Source organism: Candidatus Paceibacterota bacterium, assembly GCA_035452965.1.
Lineage (GTDB): Bacteria > Verrucomicrobiota > Verrucomicrobiia > Limisphaerales > UBA8199 > UBA8199.
In genome coordinates this window covers 1-23,947 of record DAOTCE010000028.1, presented here as the reverse complement: position 1 = coordinate 23,947, position 23,947 = coordinate 1, and the positions used below count along the sequence as shown (strand labels likewise).

The 23,947-nt window shown below is 63.2% G+C and carries 19 protein-coding genes; 4 read left to right on the top strand and 15 right to left on the bottom strand.

From position 1 onward, the window contains the following. Positions 1-12 precede the first annotated feature (12 nt). From P5205_17220 to P5205_17210, 3 genes are all read right to left on the bottom strand, one after another. A complete protein-coding gene (locus P5205_17220; protein ID HSA12105.1) occupies positions 13-2,496 on the bottom strand; it encodes an FAD-dependent oxidoreductase in 2,484 nt (827 codons plus the stop codon). Positions 2,497-2,652: 156 nt separating this feature from the next. Continuing rightward, on the bottom strand, positions 2,653-3,276 hold the full coding sequence (locus P5205_17215; GenBank protein ID HSA12104.1) for a phosphoribosylanthranilate isomerase: 624 nt from the start codon (positions 3,274-3,276) through the stop codon (positions 2,653-2,655). Between the two features lie 108 nt (positions 3,277-3,384). Next, positions 3,385-5,466: a HEAT repeat domain-containing protein gene (locus P5205_17210; GenBank protein ID HSA12103.1), complete on the bottom strand. Its 2,082-nt coding sequence runs from the start codon at positions 5,464-5,466 to the stop codon at positions 3,385-3,387. A gap of 328 nt (positions 5,467-5,794) precedes the next feature. Between P5205_17210 and P5205_17205 the strand changes: the two genes are divergently transcribed. The 4 genes from P5205_17205 to P5205_17190 all read left to right on the top strand — a co-directional run bounded on the left by P5205_17205 (position 5,795) and on the right by P5205_17190 (position 10,908). Then, positions 5,795-7,063 (top strand): L-rhamnose isomerase, encoded by a 1,269-nt coding sequence (locus P5205_17205; protein ID HSA12102.1) that lies wholly within the window; start codon positions 5,795-5,797, stop codon positions 7,061-7,063. 14 nt (positions 7,064-7,077) lie between these two features. Beyond that, positions 7,078-8,226, top strand: a complete 1,149-nt coding sequence (locus P5205_17200; protein ID HSA12101.1) for an L-rhamnose/proton symporter RhaT — start codon at positions 7,078-7,080, stop codon at positions 8,224-8,226. A gap of 45 nt (positions 8,227-8,271) precedes the next feature. Then, a complete protein-coding gene (gene rhaB, locus P5205_17195; GenBank protein HSA12100.1) occupies positions 8,272-9,753 on the top strand; it encodes a rhamnulokinase in 1,482 nt (493 codons plus the stop codon). A 294-nt stretch (positions 9,754-10,047) separates the two neighbouring features. Then, entirely contained in the window at positions 10,048-10,908 is an 861-nt protein-coding gene (locus P5205_17190; GenBank protein ID HSA12099.1) for a glycosyltransferase family 2 protein, read from the top strand. Here the strand turns inward: P5205_17190 and P5205_17185 are convergent. The 12 genes from P5205_17185 to P5205_17130 form a co-directional block, all read right to left on the bottom strand. Then, complete coding sequence (locus P5205_17185; GenBank protein ID HSA12098.1) at positions 10,873-12,108, bottom strand: glycosyltransferase family 4 protein; 1,236 nt, start codon at positions 12,106-12,108, stop codon at positions 10,873-10,875. The genes P5205_17190 and P5205_17185 overlap by 36 nt on opposite strands. Further along, positions 12,105-12,926 (bottom strand): methyltransferase domain-containing protein, encoded by an 822-nt coding sequence (locus tag P5205_17180; GenBank protein ID HSA12097.1) that lies wholly within the window; start codon positions 12,924-12,926, stop codon positions 12,105-12,107. Before P5205_17180 ends, P5205_17185 begins: the two co-directional genes overlap by 4 nt. A gap of 22 nt (positions 12,927-12,948) precedes the next feature. After that, complete coding sequence (locus tag P5205_17175; protein ID HSA12096.1) at positions 12,949-14,280, bottom strand: FAD-dependent oxidoreductase; 1,332 nt, start codon at positions 14,278-14,280, stop codon at positions 12,949-12,951. A 115-nt stretch (positions 14,281-14,395) separates the two neighbouring features. Then, on the bottom strand, positions 14,396-15,220 hold the full coding sequence (locus tag P5205_17170) for a hypothetical protein (GenBank protein ID HSA12095.1): 825 nt from the start codon (positions 15,218-15,220) through the stop codon (positions 14,396-14,398). 182 nt (positions 15,221-15,402) lie between these two features. Further along, positions 15,403-15,549 carry a hypothetical protein gene (locus P5205_17165; protein ID HSA12094.1) on the bottom strand — a complete coding sequence of 49 codons (147 nt, stop codon included), beginning with the start codon at positions 15,547-15,549 and terminating at the stop codon, positions 15,403-15,405. 728 nt (positions 15,550-16,277) lie between these two features. Then, positions 16,278-17,660, bottom strand: coding sequence for a hypothetical protein (locus P5205_17160; protein ID HSA12093.1), 1,383 nt, complete (start codon positions 17,658-17,660; stop codon positions 16,278-16,280). Positions 17,661-17,713: 53 nt separating this feature from the next. Beyond that, the gene (locus P5205_17155) at positions 17,714-17,959 is read right to left on the bottom strand and encodes a DUF6429 family protein (GenBank protein ID HSA12092.1); all 246 of its coding nucleotides are present in this window, start codon (positions 17,957-17,959) and stop codon (positions 17,714-17,716) included. Between the two features lie 708 nt (positions 17,960-18,667). Further along, entirely contained in the window at positions 18,668-20,197 is a 1,530-nt protein-coding gene (gene trpE / locus P5205_17150; protein ID HSA12091.1) for an anthranilate synthase component I, read from the bottom strand. Positions 20,198-20,213: 16 nt separating this feature from the next. Then, complete coding sequence (locus P5205_17145; protein HSA12090.1) at positions 20,214-20,852, bottom strand: hypothetical protein; 639 nt, start codon at positions 20,850-20,852, stop codon at positions 20,214-20,216. Then, entirely contained in the window at positions 20,852-21,244 is a 393-nt protein-coding gene (hisI, locus tag P5205_17140; GenBank protein ID HSA12089.1) for a phosphoribosyl-AMP cyclohydrolase, read from the bottom strand. The genes P5205_17145 and hisI overlap by 1 nt, the downstream gene beginning before the upstream one ends. Before the next feature lie 108 nt (positions 21,245-21,352). Beyond that, complete coding sequence (hisF, locus tag P5205_17135; GenBank protein HSA12088.1) at positions 21,353-22,129, bottom strand: imidazole glycerol phosphate synthase subunit HisF; 777 nt, start codon at positions 22,127-22,129, stop codon at positions 21,353-21,355. Between the two features lie 88 nt (positions 22,130-22,217). Next, complete coding sequence (locus P5205_17130; protein ID HSA12087.1) at positions 22,218-23,450, bottom strand: uroporphyrinogen decarboxylase family protein; 1,233 nt, start codon at positions 23,448-23,450, stop codon at positions 22,218-22,220. Between the last annotated feature and the right edge of the window lie 497 nt (positions 23,451-23,947).

Sequence of the window (23,947 nt, the reverse complement as noted above, 5' to 3'; positions counted from 1 at the left end):
CGGTTGCCTGGGCTAGTGCCGGAGGGCGGCCAGCTCCCGGGTGGTCCGGGCGCCCATAGTTATGGCGCCGGCGAAACACTTCTGCGCGCACAGCGAACAGCCGATGCACAGAGCGGGCTCGAAAAGCGGCACTTTCTTTCCGTTTAACGTGATGGCCTGGTAGGGACAGCGCGTGCAGTTGCCGCAGTGCTGGCAGAGTTCCGCGTCCACCCGCGGCAGCTTCTTGGTAGCCGGCAGGGCCATGAAGTCTGTGATCGGATTGGGCAGCGCCGCGCCAATCAGCTCCTTCACCGACTTGAAGCCCCGGTCCTCCATCAGGTAGCTCAGCCCGGAGTGCAGTTCATTCACAATGCCCAGGCCATACTTCATCGCAATGGTGCAGAACTGCACGGTCTGAGCGCCCAGGGCCAGGAAATTGGCGGCGGCCTTGTAGTTCATCGGCCCGCCGTTGCCCGAGACGGCGACCCCCATGCCGGATACCTTGGCCAGTGTCAGGTTGCTGATCGGCAAAACCCCTTCGCCGGACATGCCAACCACGACTCCCTCTTCCCATTGGCGGTTCTGCGCCGGGCGCAGGGCGAGCGACGGGAAACTGTTGGCCAGGGTGACGCCACCCTTCTTGTTGGGATACTTCGCGAAGACCTGCTGAATGCGCTTGATGATCGGGTGGATGGAGGTGACCGCGGCAGTAAGCTTGAACAGCTTTGGGTTCGCCTCGGAACTGGCCTCCATCACCCAGTCAATGATCCTGGCCGCCAGCTCCGCATTCTGCGAAACGATGTCGCCTTCCGTGCCGTCGCCGCCCTGCGGGCAGGAGAGGCTGTATTCGACCCCCATCGCTCCGGCAGCCTCCAGCTTCCGCGTGTTGGATTGCCAGACGGCTTTGTCCGCCTCGTCCCGCCCGGTGACCGGCCCGCCGGTCGAGGCGAGCGTCAGCCGGTCCGGGAACTCACTGACCAACTGCCCGACCTCCTGGCACACGCGGTCAAGGTCATGCCCGGAAACATTGTCGCAATTGCCGTAGGTCGAGGGGCCGAACACGGTCATGTACTCGGCGGGGATGTGAATCGGCACATTGTCGAAGGCCGTCTTCATCACGCCGCCGGACCAGCCGGCTTCGTAGGCCTTGCGCATCTGCTCGTAGCCGTCGGTGTGCGGCGCCGCCGAAAGCAGGAAGGGCGATCGGATCTTGCGGCCGAAGAACTCCGCGTCGAGGGGGACCGGGCGGAGCTCCAGACCCGCCAGGACAGCGTGGCTCTTGGCGCGGTTCTTGAACCGCGGCAGCTTCTCGCCATGCAGGAACGCATCGGCCTCCAGGGCGGCGTTCTTCCCGGTGGCGACCGCCTCGACCACCGTCGAGGAGCCCAGAATCATGTCGCCCGCGTAGAATATGCCACGAACCTTCTTCACTGGCATTCGGGGCCGGCTGCCGATCGCGGAGATAACCAGATCGAACTGCCGGAAGACGGGCGACTCCTTCTTATGGATGACGAAATTCTCCGGCCGGGGCGCTTTGCCTCGCGGCAACATCATTCGGGCGATTCGCAGGCCGGTGACCTTCTTCCCCTTGTGGACGACTGCGAGTGGCTTGGAGCAACTGGCGATCTCAATGCCATTCTCCAGCAGCATATCCCGTTCGTAAGCGGTCAGGGGCATGTCTTGCTGCCTGCGCCGGTAAATCAGTTCCACCGACAGGGCACCGCGCCGCCTGGCCGTCGTGGCACAGTCAACCGCCACCGCGCCGCCGCCCAGCACCGCCACCCGCTTGCCCCTGACGGCGATCTCTTGCTGGCGATCCAGATACTGCTGCCAGGACAGCGCGTGTTCCCAGCCCGGGATGTCCAGTCGCATCGGCTCCTCCAGCCCCGCGCATACGATCACCGCCTGGTGCGTTTCCAGCAGCGCTGCCGGGTCGGATACCGCCGTGCCCATCTGAAAGTCCATCGCCCCAAGGCGCTTGAGGAACTCGAGGTCTCGGCGCGGCACGTGCTTGTCGAGCCGGAAGTCCGGGATGAGCTTCATCATGCCGCCCAGCCGCTTGCGCTGCTCGTACACCGTCACCTTGTAACCACGCTGCGCGAGCAAGCTGGCTGCTCCCAATCCCGCCGGGCCGGCGCCAACCACCGCGACCTTCTTCCCATTGCACCTGGGCGCTTTGAAGCTGCCGAGGCCGGCCTCGTACGCGCGCTTCATCACGCTGGCCTGGACGGCGGGGATGTTGATGGGGTGATCGAACGTGCGGCGCGAACACGCCTTCATGCAGAAGTAATCCGGGCACACCACACCGCACACCCACCCGAGGGGATTCGACCCCATGATCAACGCCCCGGAACGTCGGTAGTCGGACTTCGCCCCCATCCTGGCCGCCATGATGAAGTCCGCCGGCGAGCAATCCGCCGGACAGGCTGCCTTGCAGGGCTTCTCCTCGCAATATTCGCACCGCTCCAACTCCGCCTTCAATTGGGCGTCGGTGAGGGATCCATCATTGTTCTTCATGGCTGCGTCGCTTGTAAAAGGATGAATATCATGACACCCAAACCGCACGGTCGCAACAACACTCCTGTTGCCCATTGCTAACCCTCGGTTGGCCGGGGGCGAGCAAAAAACTGCAAACCGCTGCCCGTGCCTTTCAGTCCTGGCTTCCGAAGCGCCTTAACTCTCGGCCGCTTTGGCCGCCTGGATGAACGCCTTGACCTTGGCATGGTCCTTCCGGCCTGGCGCGGACTCGACCCCGCTCGATACATCCACGGCATACGGCTGGGCGCGCTGCACGGCCTGGGCGACGTTCTCGGGGGTCAGCCCGCCCGCCAGGAAGATCGGTCGGCCCCATTCGCGCGCTTGCAGGGCGAGGTCCCAGTTGAACGTCTCGCCGGTGCCGCCAGGTTTGCCCGGCGTGTAAGCGTCCAGCAGCCAGGCATCCGTGTGGAAGTCCCGTACCCCTTCCAGCGACGTGGCGTCGCGGATGCGGAATGCTTTCATGCTCATCAGGCCAAACTGCACGCAGTAATCCGGGGGCTCCTCGCCGTGAAACTGGAGCAAATTCAGGCCGCATTCCCGGGCCGCGCGCACCACGAGGTCCTCCGGCGCGTTGACGAACACGCCCACTTTGATAATGAACGGCGGCAGTTGGCGGACAATGCCGGCGGCCGCTTCCACCGACACATCGCGCGGGCTTCGGTCGTAGAACACGAAGCCCAGCGCGTCGGCGCCCGCCCCGGCCGCGGCCAGGCCGTCGGGCAGATTCGTGATCCCGCAAATCTTGACTTTCACTGGCATTGCGTCACACCAGCATCCCATTATTCCCGTCCCAAGACAACTGCGGCGGCGCCCCGGCTTCAACCGGATAGCTCACCGAGACCGCGCGCAGCAGAGGGCGCTGGCATTTCAGTGATCTCCCGGCGGCTTGCCCGGGGCGCTGCTTTCTATTCTTTCGATGGCGTCGCGAGCGGCGCGGCGCAGCTTCCAATCGCGGCTTTCGAGGGCTTCCCGAAGCTGCGGCAGGGCCGGGCGCGCCGGCCGGCCGATTTCCCCTAGGAATTGGATGGCTTCCTCTTGCCGGTAAAAGTCCACGCTGGGCTTGAGGAGGCTGGCGGTTGCCGCGACGACGTCCGCTGATGCGTCTGGCGCCAGGCGCAACAAGGCCTTGGCACCATAGAATCGCATGAGACCGGTGCGCCCGCGCGCCATGACGTCGCGTAAGACCGCGACGCATTCCGAGGTGCGGCTGGGATCAATGGCGGCCAGGGCCTCGGCGGCGGCAATTCGTGCGCGTTCATCCTCATGGTTGAAGAGTTTTACCAGTTCCGGCACCGCCGGAACTGCCGCCTGCCCAGTCTGGCCGAGCAGCCGCGCGACGATTGCTGCTGTCGGATAGCCATCTGCTTCCGGCCACGTGAGTGCCTCGATGAACACGGGCACTAATTCCGCGCCGTGTTTGACGTCGATCCGGCACAGCGCCTTCGCGGCATCCAGACGTGGCTCCAGCCATTCGTCTTCGAGCACAACCTGCTTCAAAGCCGGCACCGCGTTGCTGGCCCAACCGCCCATCTCACCCAGTATGACGGCGGCGCGGACGCGGTCGTCGCTGTCCTCGGATCTGAGTGCAGCAAGGAGCAGCGGTACGGTTTCCGGATTCTGCGGTTCGATCTGCGCGAGGGCGGAGAGCGCATAGGATCGAATATCCGCCTGGTTGGTGCGCGCCATCGTCAGGAGAGCTGAGACAGCCCCTCGGGCTCCCGGCCCCACCTTGCCCAGCGCATAGGTGATTTCCCAAACAGATGGTTCATCATGGGCGGAGGCGAGCTCGCGCACGAGCGCGCTCACAGCGGGAGCAGCTTCCGGCCCGACGTCCGCCAGCAGCAGGAAGAATTCACCCGAAGGACACTTCTCGAATGCTCGTAATATCAAGGGCGCGGCGGATCGTGCGATCGGACCCAAAGCCCGCAACATTTCCGCCGAATCCCTGCGAACCGCCGCATTGCGCGCGCAAAGGCCCTCCACCAGTACGGGCACCAATAACTCCTGTTCCTGCTGTGCCGTTAGATGGAGATTCTCCAGCGCTCTGCGTAAACTGCCAACGGACTGCCCCGGGTCCACTCCGAAGGCCGCCTCGAAGGCAGCGAGAACTTGTTGTCGCGCATCGGAGGTTGGCGAGTGTTGCCAGTCCGCCACCGCCGCGAAAGCTTGTTCCCATGCATTCCTGGCGGATACCCGAACCCGCCCTTCGCCAGCGGGCGGCTTGCCAGTGCCGACGGCGGTCGCAGCCATTCCCTCGACCCGCAGCCAATCGGGGGCGTTTGTGCCCGCGGCATTCAAGTAGGAGGCGAGGCTGGCCCTAGCCCGAGGGTCGGTGCGGGCCATCTGACAGAGTTGCCGAAAGGCATCGAACTTTACAGAACGTTCGGCATCGCGCAAGGCGCGTTCGAAAACCGGGCGGGTCGTTGCGTGGTCGAGAGGGGCAAGCCGTCCAAGGCTTAAGATCACCGCGCGGCGTACCTCGGGGCTGCTGGACGAATACAGTCTGACGAGCGCGGGAGCGGCGTTTGTGCCGGCGCGCTCCGTCACCGCGAGAAAATAGCCGCTGGTCAGGATCAAGCCCATTCCTCGTCTTGCCTTGGGTTGGGGCAAATGCTGGCTAATGGCGGTTGGAAGGCGCCGATAGACCTGCGAGTAAAGGCGGTTCCAAGGCAACGCGGCTTCCCCGGTACCCCAGGCCGCAATGTAAGGCAAGGCTTTCGGCCCCATGGCCGCAACCGCTTCCTTGGCTTCGAAGACTGGGTTGGGCGGTGTCTCCCGCTGCCCTAAAACGGAGGGGGCGAGGATTCCCCTTTGTGCTGAATCCAGCCAATATGAAATCGGCTTGCCTTGATACACTGGTTCCTGATTGGTCCACCATGTGCAAACGGCAAAGCCGGCGATCCCAATCGGCACCAGGGTCCAAAGAACGAGCTTTCGACGCTTGCTCATCAATCATCAACCGTCGCGTGAGCTGTTCGCACTGGTAACCTGAGCCAGCAAAACAACCTGTGTGCCGGCGAGCAGCGTGTCCGGGTGTCCCGTCATGTCCTTGAAAAGATACTTTGGCACAAACTAGTAACGCGAGACACAATTGAGAGTTGAAGCAGCGAGGGGCAGGGGACCCAGTGTAGGGCAGGCAGGCTGCCTGCCGCTGCAGCCACTGACGGCGGGGTTGATAAGATGCGCCTCGGTGTTGCTCCGGCTGGAAAAGATTGTTGACGCGCCCGGCGGCCTGCCTAATATCCGCCCAACATCGTTAACCACGGAAGCGCTAATTATGAGCAACACAAAGAATATCGCACAATCTTATCAGCTCGCCAAAGAACGTTATGCCCAGTTGGGCGTGGACACCGACAAGGCCCTCAAGCTGTTGGCGCAGATACCGATCTCAATCCACTGCTGGCAGGGCGACGATGTCGGCGGCTTCGAGAACGCCGGCCAGGAGCTGGGCGGCGGCTTGGCCGTCACCGGCAATTACCCGGGCAAAGCCCGCACCGCCAACGAGCTGCGCGGCGACTTTGAGAAGGCGCTCTCCGTCATTCCCGGCAGCCACCGCTGCAACCTCCATGCCTGTTACGCCGAGATGAGCGGCAAGAAGGTGGACCGCGACGCGCTCAGCGCCGACCAGTTCAAGAACTGGATCGCCTGGGCCAAGGCCATCAAGATCGGCATGGACTTCAACCAGACCTATTTCGCCCACCCCAAGGTCGTGGGCGGGTTCACGCTCACCAACACCGACGCCGGCATCCGCAAGTTCTGGATCGAGCACGGTATCCGTTGCCGCGAGATCGGTGCCGCGATCGGCAAGGCCCTCGGCAAGACCTGCGTTACCAACCTCTGGATTCCGGACGGGATGAAAGACACACCCGCCGACCGCAAAGGCCCGCGCGAGCGCCTGGTCGAATCCCTGGACGCGGTCTTCAAGAAGAAGATTGATAAGAAGCTCAACTTGGACTCGGTCGAGCCGAAACTGTTCGGCATCGGCGCCGAGAGTTACACGCCCGGCTCCTCTGAGTTCTACATTGGCTACTCTGTCAGCCGCCAGATCCTGCTCACGCTCGACGCCGGCCATTACCACCCCACCGAAGGCATCGCCGACAAGATTTCTTCAGTGCTCAACTACTTGCCGGAGATCGCGCTGCACGTCAGCCGCGGGGTGCGCTGGGACAGCGACCACGTGGTTACGCTCACCGACGAGCTGCAGGCCATCGCCCAGGAGATTGTCTGGGGCGGTTACACGAACCGCGTGCACATCGGCCTGGACTACTTTGACGCGAGCATCAACCGCATCGCCGCGTGGGTGATCGGCTCGCGCAACATGGTCAAAGCCCTGTTGCTGGCGCTGGTAACGCCGATTGCCAGGCTCAAGAAGTTTGAAGCCGAAGGCGACTACACCTCGCGCCTTGCCTTGATGGAAGCCGCCAAACTCCTGCCCGCCGGGGCGGTGTGGGATTACTACTGCCAAAAGATGAACGTGCCCGTCGGCGACGCCTGGCTGGCAGAGGTAAAGCGGTACGAGAAGGACGTGTTGTCCAGGCGGCAATAACCGGAGGGGGCGCCATGAACGAAGCAACGACGAATCCAGCCCTGGGCGTAGTCATTTTCGCGCTGGGCGGACTGGCGGGCGCGGTGTTCTATCTGCCCTTCAAGAAAGTCAAGAACTGGGCGTGGGAGAGCTATTGGTTCATCTATGCCGTGGCCGGTCTGATTGTGGTGCCGTGGGTCCTGGCGCTCATCACCTCGCCCAATGTCACTTCGGTGCTCAAGCAGGCGCCTGGCAAGGAGCTTTGGTATTGCTACTTGTGCGGGGCGGCCTGGGGCGTGGGCGGACTGACTTGGGGATTGATGATCCGCTACCTTGGCGTCGGGCTTGGGTTGGCCATTGGCTGCGGGCTGTGCGCCGCCGCGGGCACCCTCATCCCGCCCATCATCAAGCCGTGGCTCAATGCGGTCGTGGCCGGCGCGCCGCTTCCGTCACTGCTCGAGGGCGTGAAGAACCTGCACGGCACGCCCGCCGCCAACATGTCCCTCATCGGCGTGGGTATTTCACTGCTGGGCATCATCCTGGTCGGCATGGCCGGCATGTCCAAGGAAAAGGAACTGCCCGAGGAGCAGAAACGAAAGGCCGTCGCGGAATACAACTTCAAGCTCGGCCTCGTGGTGGCCATCTTCTCCGGCTTGATGAGTTCCGCTCTCGGCATGGGGTTGCAGGGCGGAGGGACGATCGAGGCGCTGGCCCAGACGACGGAGCCGGCGACGCCGGTTGCGTGGAAGGGCATGCCTGTGTTGGTCGTGGCGCTGCTGGGTGGCTTTACCGTGAACGCCCTCTGGTGCCTGTTTCTGAACGTCAAGAACAAGACCACGGGCGATTACACCAAGAGCGGCACGCCGCTGCTTGCCAACCTGATGTTCGCCGGGCTTGCTGGCGCTATTTGGTGTTCGCAGTTCATCTGCTTCAAGACCGGTGAGCCGCAGATGGGCGCTACATCGTATATCGGCTGGTCGGTGCTCATGGCCTCGGCGATTCTCTTCAGCACACTGCTGGGCATCTTCCTTGGCGAATGGTCCGGCACCAGCGGCCGTACTCAAGGCTTCCTGGCGATCGGCTTGATCTTCCTGCTCGGTTCGGCTGTCGTGGCCGGTTACAGCGGCAAACTCAGCCAGGAAAGACCCGCTGCCCTGGCATTGCCCGCCGCCCCAACCAGCTGATCGGCACACACCACGCACTTCTGACCGCATCTCTATCCACTCAGCATGCCTCGCACCTATCTCGCTATTGATCTCGGCGCCGAAAGCGGCCGTGTTGTCGCCGGCCTCTGGAACGGCAAGACTATCCGTCTCGAAGAAATCCACCGCTTCCCCAACGGCCCGGTGTACCTGGGCGATTCGCTGCGCTGGGACGTGGTGCGGCTCTGGGCCGAAATCCAGAACGGCCTGGCTCTCGCGGCGAAGAAATACGGCAAGTCCATCGTTTCGGTCGGCGCGGACACTTGGGGGGTGGACTACGTGCTGCTGAGCCGCCGTGACGAGATGCTGGGCCAGCCGTACGCCTACCGCGACGCCCGCACTAACGGCATGATGGAGAAGGCGTTCAAGAAGGTGCCGCGGGCTGCAATCTTCGCCCAGACTGGCCTGCAGTTCATGCAGTTCAACACCCTGTTCCAGTTGTTGGCCCACAAGCAGGCGAACCCGGACATGCTGGAGGCGGCCGATGTGCTGCTCATGATGCCGGACTTCATCCACTGGGCGCTGTGTGGTTCACGGGTGGTGGAGTTCACCAACGGCACCACCACGCAGTGCATGCATCCGCTCACGCGCAACTGGGCAACCGGCCTGCTGAAGAAGTTTAGCTTGCCGGCGCACATTTTCCCGAAGGTCGTGCCGCCCGGCACGCGGCTGGGCGCGCTGCGCCCCGGGGTGGCGGACCGGACCGGCCTGCGCAAAGTCAATGTGGTCGCCCCGCCTACGCACGACACCGCTTCGGCGGTCGCTGGCGTTCCCACCGCCAACACCGGCAAGGCCAACTGGGCTTACCTCAGCTCCGGCACCTGGTCGCTCATGGGCGCCGAGGTCAAGAAGGCCTCCCTGTCCGCGCGCACCCAGGAACTCAACCTCACCAACGAAGGCGGCCTGGACGGCACCTATCGCCTGCTCAAGAACATCATGGGCCTGTGGCTGGTGCAGCAGTGCAAACGCGCCTTCGACGCGCGCGGCCGGAAATACGAATACGGCCAACTCGCCAGGTTGGCGGCAAAGGCTCCGGCGCTCCGTTCCATTGTCAACCCGGACGACTCGCGCTTCCTCAACCCGCCCGACATGCCGAAGGCCATCCAGGATTTCTGCCGGGAGACCAGGCAGCCCGTCCCCAAGACCGAAGGCGAACTGGTCCGTTGTGCCTACGAGAGTCTCGCGCTGAAGTACCGCGAGGTGCTGGGCTGGCTGGAGGAACTCACGGACAACCGCATTGAGGTGATTCACATCGTCGGGGGCGGCTCCAAGAGCGGCATCCTCAACCAGTTCACCGCCGACGCCTGCCAGCGTCCGGTCATTGCCGGCCCCGTCGAGGCAACCGCGATGGGTAACCTGCTCGTCCAGGTGCGCGCCAGCGGCGAGCTGTCCACCCTGGGCGAGATGCGTGAAGTCATCCGTAAGTCCAGCGACGTTGCGACTTTCCGGCCCGGGAAAGCCGCCGCCTGGGAAGACGCCTCCGCGCGCTTCGCTGGGCTGCGCAGGTAGTTGTCCTGGCCCGCCCCAGTGTTGCCCAAGTGCACGAACTTGAAGAGGCCCTCGATAACCACTTTCTCCTGCGTGTAGCCGAAAAAGCGGAGTACTACCTGCTTGGTTAACTGGTCTAACCCGACCACCAGCACGGCGACCAGCGCAATGCGGCGGTTCGGGACTCCCAGAGACCTACGCAACAAGCTCATTCCAACAATAACTGACCTGAATATAACCCTAGGCCCGCCCCAGGAACAACATCAAACGCCGATTGACCTCACCTCGTACGCTTGGCAGCATCCAACCATTGCCATGCCGTCGCCACTGAGAATCTCGGTCGTCACGCCCAGCTTCAACAGCGTTCATACCATTCGCGCGACGATCGAGAGTGTCGCGCAGCAGGACTACCCGCACGTCGAGCACCTCGTTATAGACGGCGGTTCGGCCGACGGCACCCTCGATATTCTCAAGGCCTATCCCCGCCTGCTCTGGGTATCTGACAAGGACGAAGGCCATTATCACGCGATGGACAAAGGAACGCGCCAGGCCTCCGGGGACGTCGTTGCCATTCTCAACGCGGACGACTGCTACCGGCCGGGGGTGCTGCGGGAAGTCGCGGCGGCCTTTGAAGCGCATCCCGATTGGGATGCCTTGTTTGGCGACATTGTGTTCGTTGACGGCGAAGGCCGGGAGATCTTCCGGCGCGAGGAGGCGGGGTTTGATGCGCAGATCATCCGCTTCGGGCATAACACCGTCAATCATCAGACCCTGTTCCTTAAGCGAGCGGTTTACCTGCGGCTCGGCGGCTACCGCTACCGGGAGTTTAAGAACTGCTGCGACTACGAGTATGTCATGCGGCTGATCCGCGCCGGCTGCCGTATCGGCCACATCTCCGTGCATATCGTCAACTACCGCTACCACGAGCACGGCCAGTCCGCCGATCTGCGGGTGCGGGCCAACATGGCCAGGGAATCAGCCGCCATCCGCAAGGAATATGGCGTGCCCGGAGGAATCATCGGCAAAGCTTTGCAGACTTATGCCCGGATCAAGCGCCAACTCACAAAGCTCTTTACCCTCGGGAGATGCGACCTGATCCCCGGTGGCCTGCAGCTCAAGAGGCACCTCCGGGCCAAGACCTCATTCTCCTCCAACATCGGGGTGGATAAGCTCTAGATAAGTTGCCTCCAGCAACTGCCGCTTGGCTTCCCATCCGAACCGGGCCTCCGCGCGCGCCCGCGCCGCCTTGGCCAGGCTGGCGCGCAACCCCGGCTCTCGCTGGAGCCGAACCAGTCCCGCCGCAAAGGCCCGGATCGTCTCTTCCGGCGCCGAAACCGGGACCTTTATCCCCGAAGCTTCATCCACCATTTCCCCCGGCCCGGCCCAATCCAGGCAGATGACCGGCACCCCGCGCGCCATGGCCTCGAGCAGGGCCGAACCGCCGCTATCGCGCAAGGCCGGAAACACCAGCACGTCTGCCTGGGCATAAAACGCGTCGAGTTGCGAGCGCGGCACCTTCCCCACAAACTGGACCTTGGCGGCCAGCCCCAACTCCGCCGCCCGCCGCTTCCAGTGCGCCAGCGCGGGACCGTCGCCCACCACCGCCAGCTCATAATCCGCCAACCCCGCCTGCGGCAACGCCTCCAACACCAGGGGAATGGCGCGCCTAGCCACACAGTTGCCCACATAAAGCATCCGAAAGGTGGAATCCTCAACGGCGGCCCCGGCGGGCGGACAAACCCATTGTTGGTCTTCTGGGCGCAAGGCGTTCGGGGAAACAATGCGGCACTTGGCGTGAAAGCGAGGCGGCAGAAAGTGAAGCGTCGTGCGATTCGACACATAGAGCGCGGAGGTCTGCCGCAGCGAACGCTGGACTGCAGGGGTCTGCAGCCAAAAGCGGTTCGCCAGATTCCGCCCCTTCTCGGCCCATCTCGCCGGCCCCAGGTAACGATCAAATCCGGGCGGCACATGCTCCCCGCCGGCAATCGGCCCCCACACCGACGGGATGCCCAACCCGGCGGCCAGAAACGGCACCCGGAAGGTGTGGAAAGTCGTCTGATGCACCAGCGAAATTTTCTTTTCCCGGTGCAGTTCGCGAACCAACCGCGCCACCCGTTTCTGCCAGGCCAGCTTGCGCGACCAACCCGCCCAGCCCAGGTCGGCCAGCGGCCACAGCCACTCCGGCACGTCAACGAAATGAGGTGTGATGCCGGCCACGCGCGCGCTTTCTTCCACCGCCGTCCGCGCCTTGGGCGTGGTCACCAGCTCCACCTCGTGGCTGCGCGCGGCCGCTTCGGCCCAACCCCAGCCCAGCCAGTGCTCGCCGCTGCCGCGCGGATTGCACGCATAGGCGCTCATCACGACGCGCGTCCTCAAATCGGGGCCCTCCCGATGACATGGATGTCCGAGCACAAGGACGGAACGTGCCGGAGCAACCAGTCCGACCCCGTCGCGATACCACGCACCAGGGCGGTCGGCAGGAAGCACAGCGCCGTGCTATCGCGACCGATGAAGTTACGGCCATAAGTGGCCACCACCCGCAAACCATTCCATTGCATCAGTTGCACCAAATCCCGGATAACCGGCTCACGGACATGGCCGCGATAGATCGGATCCCCATCTTCGTACCAGGTCCCCAAAAGCGGAAAATTGCTTCGGCCGAACAGGACATAGAGCCGTTTACGTAGATTCACCGCGTTGGGCGTGGCGAGAACCAGTAAACCTCCGGGCTTGAGGATACGAACGATTTCCCGGAACAGCCGTTTGGGCGAGTGATGCCAGTGTTCCAGGCTGTGGAAGCAGGTCACCACGTCCACCTCCCTGTCCGGCAGGGGCAGCTTATGTTGCAGGAAATTCTCCCGCACAACCGCTACGCCCAGTTCCTTTTCGAAAGCCTCGAGCAACGGAATCTCTTGGCCGCGCTGACTCATTTCCACCCCCCCCCCTCCCCCAAAATCATCCACCAAGGTTACCTTCATGCCGTGCGCGCGGCACAACGGACCAAAGATCGAAAGCCCGGCCCCCAGGTCCACCAGATGCTTTCCCGCCTGCAACGCCCCATGCCGATCGAGCATCTCGATGTAGAATTCATTGCGCGCGTCCAGATAGGGCGCGAGGGGGTGCTTCGCCAGTATCGGCATCAGCGTCTTCTCATAGAGGTCGCGACTACGCCTGGGGTCGAAGTGATAACGCATAAAATGTCTTAGGACCTACATCTTAGGACTTGGATCCTTGCAGTTGCGCTGCTGCCGCTTTGCCGTCCAGCATGGCATCCTCCATTCCGCCGTAGCCCCACCCGCCCCACCGACCGCAGGAAATGACGCCCTGGTCTGCCAGGTAATCAAGAATGACTTGCCGGCACTGCTCGTAGTTGTGATCGAAGATGACGTAAGCGAAAGGGATTTCGCACAATCTCATGAACAGGACCTCATCCCGGCTCGAAAGTACCCGAGCCTTCCGCAGGTCGGACAGCACACGTTGCTTCAACTGCTCAGGCTGCTTGAGCAAGTCGGCTGCCCCCTCCGACATCTCAACGTAATAGCTGCGGCAGCCCGAGGGCGCGGTGCCCGGGTGCACCGCCGAATAGGAGCCTGTGCGGTAGAAGACGTATTCTGGCTCCGGAAAATATATCCAATGGTGATCACTGGCGATATCCCCGGGACCGCGCACGCCCAAGTCGAAGTACCGGACGGTCGTCGCGCGGAGATGGTGCGCCGCCGCGCGAATCTCCTCCGGCAGGCCGGCCATCAGCGACAGGAACCGCGGCAGCGGCGCTGTGTTGAGGAGCCGCCGGTAAGCCACCTGGCGGCCGTCGGACAACGTGGCGACCCGATTCTGGTGGTCCACCTCGGCCACCGCCACTCCATAAACCGGCGGGACCTGCAGCGCCCGCGCAATCGCGCGCGGCAGGGCGCCGATGCCCCCTTCCCGCGGATAGACAAATCGGGCGTTGTAGCCCAAGGACTCGCGCGAAAAACCCAGCGCGCCCTTGACGACATCTTCCAGCGAGGGCCGCGGGATAAACCGCTCGGCGTATTCCGGACGCAACTCTTCCAGCCGCACGCCCAGGAGCTTCTCGTTGTAAGGCACCATGAAATGCCGGGCGATGCCCTCGCCAAAGTTCCGCACGATCCATTCCCGGAAATCTCGCGGTGCGGCCGTCGCCGGCTTCAAGCCGAAGTCTTCCGGGTGCCGGGCTTTGAGCAAGCCGATCAGGCAGTCCAGCACCACCTCCCGCGGCAGCCCGTAGGTGTTGGCTTGAAACGGGTAAGGGGTGAACGTGTCGCACAGGTGGATGACGGCTTTTCGTCCGTGCTCGACGAGTCCGCCGGGCAGAAGCTTCTGTGCCAGCGCCTTCATGTAGTCGCTCCGCAGATGCAGCCAGTGCCCGGTGCTGTCGCACAGGAAGCCCGGATGACGCTCGTGCGTGCGGGCCATGCCGCCCGGTTCGCCCTCGCGCTCCACCAGGAGATAATCCCCCGCCAGATGATACGCGCAGGAAAGGCCGGTCAAGCCGGCCCCGATGATAAGTGTTGCGTGCGTTTCCACAAAACCCGGTTGTCCTATGATTCGTACATCGATTTAAGCGCTGGTTGACCTGCAAGCTACCCTCCGAAAGCGCCTAGAAAAAGCTTTTGTCGCAGCCGCGCCGCGCCGAGTCGGCTCACCTGAGCGCGCAGGCGAAGTCATATTCTCCCGAAACCACGTTCAGCCCGGCGCTTCCGTTTTCGCGGCCTGAGAAGCGCCCCCCCGCGGCGCGGGCGATCGGCTGGCCGCTATCCGTGAGTTCCGCGCCCTCCCTGGCCGGCACAAAGACCGTTGCCACGGCGCCGACCGGGACCCGAACATGGAGCTTGAACTTTGCGCTTTCCGGCCACCAATCGCTCGCCGACCCAAACATCGGGTGGTTGTGCGAATAAGTACTGTCGCTGAATTCCCGAAGCTCCCACAGCGTTGTCGCGCCGTTCTCCAGCATGTGCCCCCAACCCGGAAAGGTGCGCTGATTCACCACCCCGAAAGCCGTGTCCGCCCGCCCCAGGTCCGCCAGCGCGTGCAGCATGAACTTGGTGCCAAAGATGCCCGTGCTCAGATGGCCGCGATGCGTTTCTCCGATCTCCCGCACCAGCACCGCCAGCGCGCGGTTTTTCTCTTTCGGCGGCACTAGCCCGAGGTAGAGCGCAAACGCTTGGCAGGCCTGCGTGGCGGTGTCGTATCGTCCCGTGCCCGGCTGCAGGAACCTCCGGTTGAACGCGGTCTTGATGGTCTTCGCCAGAGCCTCCGCTTCCTTCCCCAGCACACGCGCGATGTTGGCCAATAGCTTCGCGTTGAGGTGGTAGAAGCCGGTGCCGGTCAATGCGCGCGGCTTGGGCACGAGGCTCTCAGAATCGCTGATGCCGTTGTCCAGGATGCCGTCCTGCGCCTGCGACTGCAGCAGCGCCAGCCAGAGGCGCATTCCGCATCCCGGCGGGATGATCGCATTTCGTTTCACCAGCGCGCAGAGTAGCGGACTGACCCCGGCAGCGTCAGGCCAAAACTCAGGGGGCCTCTTCAAGCTCGCCCAATTCCTGGCAGGGACGCGCCTCACTGCCACCGTGCCACCAGGGCGCGCAACAAATCGCGCGTCGCCGCCAACCCTTCGGCGGGTTTGATGACCTCGACCGCATACAGCAGCTAAGCCAAAACAAGTTCGCGCTCGCAGCCTAGGATGCCCGCGCGCGTCGCGCAAGCCTTGAACGCCTCCGAACTGAGCAGTTCCTCGAGGCGCTGAACCAGGCTCGCGGCGGGGAAACGGTCCACAAGGATGGCGGGCTGGATCACATAATGAAACCAATCCTACCCGGGAATGCCCGCCAGTTCGCCCCGCTCCCAGTCCGGCACCGTCCAAGCGCCCGAGGAGGGCGCGACCGTGATGTTCCAGGGGGCAAAGTCCCCGTGTTGAAGCGCCGCCTGAACTGTCCGCCCCGGGAGCCGTTGGGTCAGTGGGCCAAACAGCTCGTTGGCCCGGGCGGGGCGACAGGAAAGTCGCGCGCAGCCTGGGCACGTTGCTGATGCTCTGCGGCATCGCCGTAAGCAATGGTCTTTCCTTTTCGACTAGGGCCAGTGCGCACTCGCTCAGGGCGGCTTTGACCGCCGCGTCCGGGTTTTGGGCGGCATCGAAAACCAGTATCAGGATGCGTTGGTCATCCTTGGCGGGATTTCCCGCTAGGATCCCCACTGTCGGCGACGCCCGCCGCGGCTCTCCGGGCAGCGAGGTGATGAACCGCACAAAGCCTTCCTGGGGAACCACGGTAATACTGATCGGCCTGGTCCCGAAAGGAGCCGCCACGCCCATGTGCCAGCTCAAAAGGGTCCGGGCGGAGCGCACGCGGGGTGTCTGCGCCGGAAAGAGGCCCAACGAAACCACGGCGACGCGCAGTTGGCGGGGCGGCAGCATGAAAGGCCGCCCGTGCTTGCTGACCAGGCGCATGTCCACCCGCGCGCCCGCAGTCTCTCCCGTTGTGTGGCCGAACAGGTCCTCCCAGAAATTCCGCAGCGCAGCCATGGCCTTAAGGCGAGATTTCCTCCCGCTCGCTTTCGGGAAAAGACCGGCCCGGTCCAGCGCCCAGGCGCTTCCGGGTCCGCTCCGCCATATAATCCAGGATCGCCCGGTTAACCTCGGTTCCCACCTTCTCGACGGGCTGGGCGGCGTTGATGATGCGCCCGTTGGGGAGGCCGCCCACCAGCGCACGATAAGCGCGACACTGGCGTTCCGTCTCGGCCAGCGGGACTTCCTGTTTGCGGCGCTGGAACACTTCGGCGGGCGCATCCAGCAGTATCACCAGGTCCGGATCTTTCAGTAAGGCGCAGCCCAACCGAACGAGGCCCAGGGACACCTGCAAGCGGAAGCGGGGTTGGTCCACAAGGAGATCGTAGTAATAGCCGTCTATCAGCACCAAACCGCCGCGGAACGTCGCCGGCCGAAAGACCAGGTGCGAGCCGAGAAAGAACTCCAGCCAGTGAAATAGGAAGTAGCCGAAGGAAGCCAGCCGGTTACGCACCGGCTGACCGTGCGGATCGGGAGCGGCCCCGCGTGCCGCCCGCCGCCGGGCGGTAAACACCGGCGGCTTCCAATGAAAATGCCGGCCCTTGAGCGGGCTGAAAGTGCGCTCGAGCCCAGCGACCACGGCTTGGGCGATGGCGGACTTGCCGCAGCCGCCCGCGCCGCACAGCACGACGGTCAAACCCGGCGGACGCACGAACCGCAACCACAACCGCCAAGCATCAGTCAATAACGACCGCAGGGTCCGCCAGGGGTGCCGCGTCAATTGCCGGACAATCAAAGTCCGCCGTAAAGTGCCCGTGGCAGCCTCGATCGCCCGCCAGCGTTCCTCGACCCCGGCGGTCAGGAGGAACTTCGCGCGCGCGGCGCCATAGGTCTGCGCCAGTCGGTCCATGACCAGCGCCGGCTCAGCGCGGAAGCTGGCGGCGACGAACGGCCGGTATTTCTCCTTCACCTTGCCCGTGTAGATCAGGAAAGAAAGTAGGCTTGTGGCGGCCTCGTCGGCGGGATGCGGCACGGCGAACAACTCCCGCCGGACTCGGCGCTCGAGAAATCCCTGGCAACTGAGGAAATCAAACCCGCGCCACTTCGAAGCGATGAACAAATCGAAGTGCGCTTGGGCATTGGATTGCCGGCTCGACAAGTAGAGGGCCACGGGCATGAACTCGGCGCGGTTGTGTAGGCGAAACCCGGCCGCCTCCGCCGCCGCCACCAAGGTTTGCTCCGCGTGCCGTCGCTGGTCCGGCGCCACCAACACGTCAATGTCGTTGGTGGTTGAGTTGGGCAGTCCCTCATAATTGCGCAGGATCAGAAAGTCAATGCCGGCCCGCGCGAAGGCGCGAAACACCGTGGTAATCAGTTGGCTGATTTCCTGTGCTTCAGACATCATGTGAATACGGCGCCCGGAATGCCCCGCGGATGGCAGCTGTTAATCCCTGCGCTTCAATCACAAAACAAGCGGCGGAATAGCTTCTCGGCGCGGGCTTTCCCCTCGTCCGAGGGCAGGACCGATTTGGCATTGCCGACGGGATGACTGATATAGCGTTTGGCATGAAGGCGGGCCAAAGCGTCCCAGTTGTGTCCCTTCCAGGCGCGCGTTGATTTGAGCGCCCCACTGCCTTCCGTAAAACTGGTCAGGTGCAGCAGCGCCAGGATCGCATCGTCTATCTTACCAAGGTTCGGTGTCATAAAACTTACGTTCAGGCCAAACGGCCGTCGAGCCAATGCGCGACCCCCAGGAGGGCGGCTGCGCGCTTGATCTTCGCTAATCGTTCAATAGGTTAACGGACACACTGAATGAAACCAATCCAGAGAGCTTCTGTTTGCGGACTCGGGGTGCAATTTGACACTGTATCTCAGTAGTGTCCAGTTAAACTCTGTTTGAAAACGACTTCCACCAGTGTCAACAGGCCTGACGGCAGCGGTCTGGCATTGTTCGATTTGAATTCCGTTGCGGGCCATTGCGTGCAGTTTTTCGCGAGATTCGGCGTATGCAGCATCGGGCATTACCTTTAACCGGACACTAGCGACTGTATCTAGGTAATGAGGCGGTAACGGTTCCTCTCCGACCAAGAGAACACGCATCAACGTTGGGAGGAGTCGTTAAGAAGATAGTAGCGTGTGCACAGTTACTGAAGGAAGCCGAGGCTCAAGTGTTGGCCGAGGGGCAGGAATGGATGCGCCAGCGTTTGGCGCGGCGACTGCAAGCGCAAACCCGAGAGGCTGGGGCTCTTTTTGCCCGTGCGCCAGCGGCAGACTCGGCGACTGACGCTGCGCACGGTGGTGGGCGCGGTCACCGTCGAGGTCGATTACGGTCGGGAGCCAGGCCGGGGTAAATGGGTCTGTCCGGCCCGAGAATGCTGGGGCTTGGGACCGCACCAAAAGATAACGCCCGAGCTAGCCGCCGAAAGTCTCGGCCATGGCAACCGCCTTGAGCATCGCCTGGGACTTGTTCACCGTCTCCTGATATTCGCCTTCGGGCGTCGAGTCGTTTACCCAGCCGCCTCCCGCCTGGACGTAAGCGCGGCCGTCCTTGAGGAGCGCCGTGCGGATGGTGATGCAGCAGTCCAGGTTGCCGTTGAAGGAGAAATAGCCGACGCAGCCGCCGTAAGGGCCGCGCGCTGTCTGTTCCAGCTCGGCAATGATCTGCATGGCCCGGATCTTTGGCGCGCCGCTCAGCGTGCCGGCCGGGAAGGTCGCACGCATCAAATCATAAGGCGACTTGTCCGCCGCGAGGCGGCCCTTGACCTGGGACACGATGTGCATCACATGGCTGTAGCGCTCGATAATCATCAGGTCTTTGACCTGCACGGTGCCGTAGTCGCACACCCGGCCCAGGTCGTTGCGCCCCAGATCCACCAGCATCACGTGCTCGGCGCGCTCCTTGGGGTCGGCGAGAAGTTCCTGCTCGAGGGCGAGGTCCTCTTCAGGCGTCATGCCGCGGCGGCGCGTGCCGGCGATCGGGCGAATCTCGACATTGCGGTCCTCGCAGCGGACATGGATTTCCGGCGAGGCGCCCACGAGCGAGAAGCCCTGCAACTCCAGCAGGAACATGTAAGGCGATGGATTGATGGAGCGGGCGGCGCGGTAAACATCCAGCGGGCAAGCTTTGACGGGGGTGGAAAAGCGCTGGGAGCCAACGATCTGGATGATGTCGCCGGAGGTGATGTATTGCTTGGCCTTCAGCACGTTGGCGACGAACTTCTCCCGCAGCAGGTTCGACTCGAAAGGCAGCGCGGGCACTTCCGCGGGAACGGTCACCGGCCGGTGCTCACTCGGCTGCTCCAGCAGTGAAACGAGGCGGTCAATCTCGCCGGTGGCGTCCTCATAGGCCTCGGCCGGGCTGGTGGAGTCGTCCAGCACCGCGTTGACCAGCACGGTAATGGTCTGGGTCACGCGGTCGAAGATGAGCAACTGATCGGCGATCAGGAAATAGATCACCGGGGTCTGCAAATCGTCGTGGGGCGGGCGGCGGACAACGGGTTCCACATCGTGGATGAATTCATAGCCAATGAAACCGATCGCCCCGCCGGTAAACCGTGGCAGGCCGGGCACGGGCACCGCGCGGTACTGCTTCATCACACGCTCGACCGCCTCCAAGCCGTCGCGCAGGCCCGGCGCGGCGGCGCTCTTCCCGCCACCCGGTCCTTGCACCTCGAACTCCTGGGCCACCTTGCCGTTTTCGATCACCTCAACCTTGCGGCCCATCTGCCGCACAATCGCTCGCGGATTACAGCCCACGAACGAGTAGCGCCCGATGTGCTCGCCGCCCTCGACCGACTCGAACAGGAACGACTCACCCGGCCCACGGATCTTGCGGTAGGCCGAGAGCGGGGTCTCGACATCGGCCAGCAAACGGCGGGTGACGGGAACCAGGTTCCCTTGGCCAGCCAGCTTCAAAAACTCATCGGGTGTGGGTGAATACATATTGGACGGTGCCAGGCTAGTCGCCCCACGGCGGGTTAAGGTGCCCAGCGGCGAGCAGGACTTTGTCGTTCTTCCCGAGTGGGGGAGAGGCTTTCTGTGCCGTTCGGTTCCGTTCGGCCGCCTGGGCTGATTGGATTGTCGAGCGGCGCATGCGCCAGATTCCCAGCAGAGTATAAAAGGCCACCGCCAGGGCGTAAGCCACGATGCCGAGCCCGATCGCCAGCGAGACGGGTTGGCCGTGGCTGAAGTAGATTACCGCCGCGCCCACCCCACCGGTCAGCAGAGTCTGGGCAAACAGGCAGAACAGGTAGAGCGTGACGTTGGTTTCCTGAACACGCTCGATGTGCCAGTCGCGGTAGAACTGCTCACCGAGCGAGCGCATCAGCCAGGCGGACTGGAAATTGCGCGCGGCCACGAGCGTGCTCGTGGTGCCGATGACAATTGCCGGCAACGGCCAGAAGGAGAGGCCAAAGCAGAGCGCCAGGTTCACCGGAATGCCCCACTTCCAGCCAAGCTTCTTGGCCAGGGGATTGCCTTCCAGCACCAGGTTGGGAGTGGCTACCCAGGTGCTGAGGAAGTCCATGCCCCGCGAGACGATCAGCAGCAGAAAGATGAGACAATAACTGCGGCTGGCAAATGGGACGAAGTCCTCCATTACTTCTTTGCTCCGTAAATCTCCCCGGGCGTTTGGAGCTGCGGTTCGGTGATCCGGTGGCTGGCGCCATCTTCGTCCACGGTTCGGAAGAAGCAGGACTGGTAGCCTTCATGGCAGGCGGCGCCAATTTGGTCCACCTGAATCAGCAGAGTGTCGCCGTCGCAATCAAAGGCGATGGCCCTGACTGTCTGGGTGTGGCCGCTGGACTCGCCCTTCATCCAGAACTTCTGGCGTGATCGGCTCCAGAAATGCGTCTTGCCGGTCGCGATGGTTTTCTCCAATGACACGCGGTTCATCCAGGCCATCATGAGGACGCGCCCGGTCTTCTGCTCCTGGATGATGGCCGGGATCAGGCCGTTGGCGTCATACTTCAGTTGATCTAAAAAGCTCATAAGCACGTTTCTGCCAAGGCACTAAGGTAGCAAATCCTGGCCTGCCGACCATGAAAATGTTGACCGGGCCCCACCGGTTGATGCAACCAGAGGTTACTCTCTCTCCTATCAAACGGGCCGTACCGGAATGCCCTTGCCCGCCAGGAACTTCTTCACCTCGCCCACGGTGAACTCGCCGAAGTGGAAGATGCTCGCGGCGAGGACGGCGTCGGCCTTGCCCTCGAGCAGCACCTCGGCCATGTGCTCCAGTTTGCCCGCGCCGCCGCTGGCTACCACTGGCACACCGACCGCTTCGCTGATGCGGCGTGTGATGACGAGGTCAAAGCCTTCCCTGGTGCCGTCCGCATCAATGCTGTTGAGCACTATCTCGCCCGCGCCGAGGGACACCGCGCGTTTGGCCCATTCGACGGCGTCCCAGCCGGTCGCCTTGCGGCTGCCATGCGAGAACACCTCCCAGCGGTCCGGCGCGACTTTGCGGGCGTCAATCGAGACGACAATGCACTGGCTGCCGAACTTCTCAGCCCCGGCCCGAATCAGGTCGGGATTGGCGATGGCCGAGGAGTTGATGCTGATCTTGTCCGCGCCCGCGCGGAGCATGGTGTACATATCCTCTACGGAACGGAGCCCCCCGCCGACGGTCAGCGGCATAAAACATTGGTCGGCGGCGCGCTCGATCACATCCACCATGGTGGCGCGGCCATGGGCGGTGGCGGTAATGTCGAAGAACACCATCTCGTCGGCCCCTTGCTCATTGTAGCGCATGGCCAGCTCGACCGGATCGCCCACGTTGCGCAAGCCGCCCGCTTCGGCGATGCCGAACCGGACGCCGCGGGTGACCTGGCCCGCGTGCACGTCCAGGCATGGTATGACTCGTTTAGCGATCACGGGGCCAGATTGAACCGCGTTGGAGCTGCGGAATCAATATCTTCTGCAGAAGGGACGGACGCGCACGCCCCGGCGAGGCGTCGCTGCCCTAAGCGCGCATCACGGTGTCGTACATGGCGACGACGTTCGCCGGGGGCACGTCGGCCAGGATGTTGTGGACCTGCTGAAAGACAAAGCCGCCGCCGGGCCGCCAGATTTCCACCTGCCGACGCACGTGCTCGCTGATTTGCGCGGGCGTCCCCTTGATCAGCATATCGCGCGTGTCGCAGCCACCGCCCCAGAAAGTGAGGCGTGAACCGAAATCGCGTTTGAGGCCGGCAGCCTCCATACCCCGGCAAGTGATTTGCACCGGGTTGATCGCGTCCAGGCCGGCGTCAATGAGGCCGGGCAGCAACTCGCGCACGCCACCGCAGCAGTGGAGCTGGATTTTCAGGTGGGGTGCGCGTTCTTTGACCATCTGCCACATGGCGCGTTCGCAGGGCTGGAAATACTCCCGGTACATCGCGGGCGAGACCTGCGGGCCGGACTGCATGCCCAGGTCGTCGCCGAAGAGGATGATGTCAATCTGCGCGCCCACGGCGGTGAGGAACCGGTCAAGATTGCGCAGGTGGATCGCGGTCAGCTTGTCCAGGAACCGGTGAGCGCGCTCTGGTTCGCCGGCCAGCAGCATGAAGAAGTTGTCATTGCGGTAGAACCACTGGCCGAACTCCAGCAGGTTGCCGCCGAACAGGCCGATGATCGCGCGGTCGGTTTGCTGCCGGAGCTTGCGCGCGCCTTCCGCCAGCACCGCCCCGCCGTCGGCGCCGCTCACCATCGGCCCGGGCGGCGACGCGATCCCCGACCACATGCACTCGGCGAACTCGGCCTCCAGCCGGTCCAGGTCCTCGCGCTCCAGGAACGGGAAATTCGCCTGCTCGAAATACCAGACTCCTTCGGGCATCCGCGCAATCACCTTGCCAGTGGAGGAAGAGCGCAGCACCCACTCGCTGTCCAGGCGGTCGGGCTTGGCCCAAGCCGGCATAAGGCAGGGGGTTCCGTCGGGCAACACCCATTCCGCCCAGTACTTGTCTTCGAGGGCGAAGGCGCGGCCCAGCTCGATCGTGTCCACCTTGAAAAGCTGCAAGACGTCTTCATCCACGATGGCAAGCTGCTGCACGGGGTCATAGACGCGAATGGGCTTCTTCGGCAGGCCAAGGTGTTCGCGCAAGCGGGCATAGGCCATTGCCGCGATGCCCGATGAACGGTGCCCGGACAGGTCAATCGGCACACGGTCCGGATCCTGATGGTTCAGCGCGGCAAGTATTCGTTCACGTGACGTCATAGCTTCAAGGTGTGGTGTTAACGCGGTTCAGCACACAGCCACAGCCTGCCCGCGTGTTGCTGACAGGTCAAAGGCAAAAGGACTGTGGCTGCGGAAGGCATAATGCGATGCCGGTGAACTGGCGTCCTTCCCAGTCTGCGTTCCAATCGCGGTTTGGATTTCGTCTGGTTACGGCAATCCACAAATACAGTCCCGTATTCCAGAACCGAATCACCATTTCGGTAGGAATTGGCGCAGTGTCCAGTTTTGAGACAGTCGTGGTGCCCGAGCACACCCTTCGTCAGAGCCCTCCAGAGTCGGAAATGCCGGTGCGATCACGCTGTGACACCCGTTACATCCCGGTGTGGTTCCCATGGGGGTCGGCCCCCATGGGAACCACACCGGGGTCCCGCCGGATTGACGCCGTCCCATCGCCGTAGCCGGCTTGGGCGTGTGGGGTGCCTGAGATATTCTCTGGGTTGCAAGTGGTGTTTTCATGAAAGTTATTCACAGAGCTT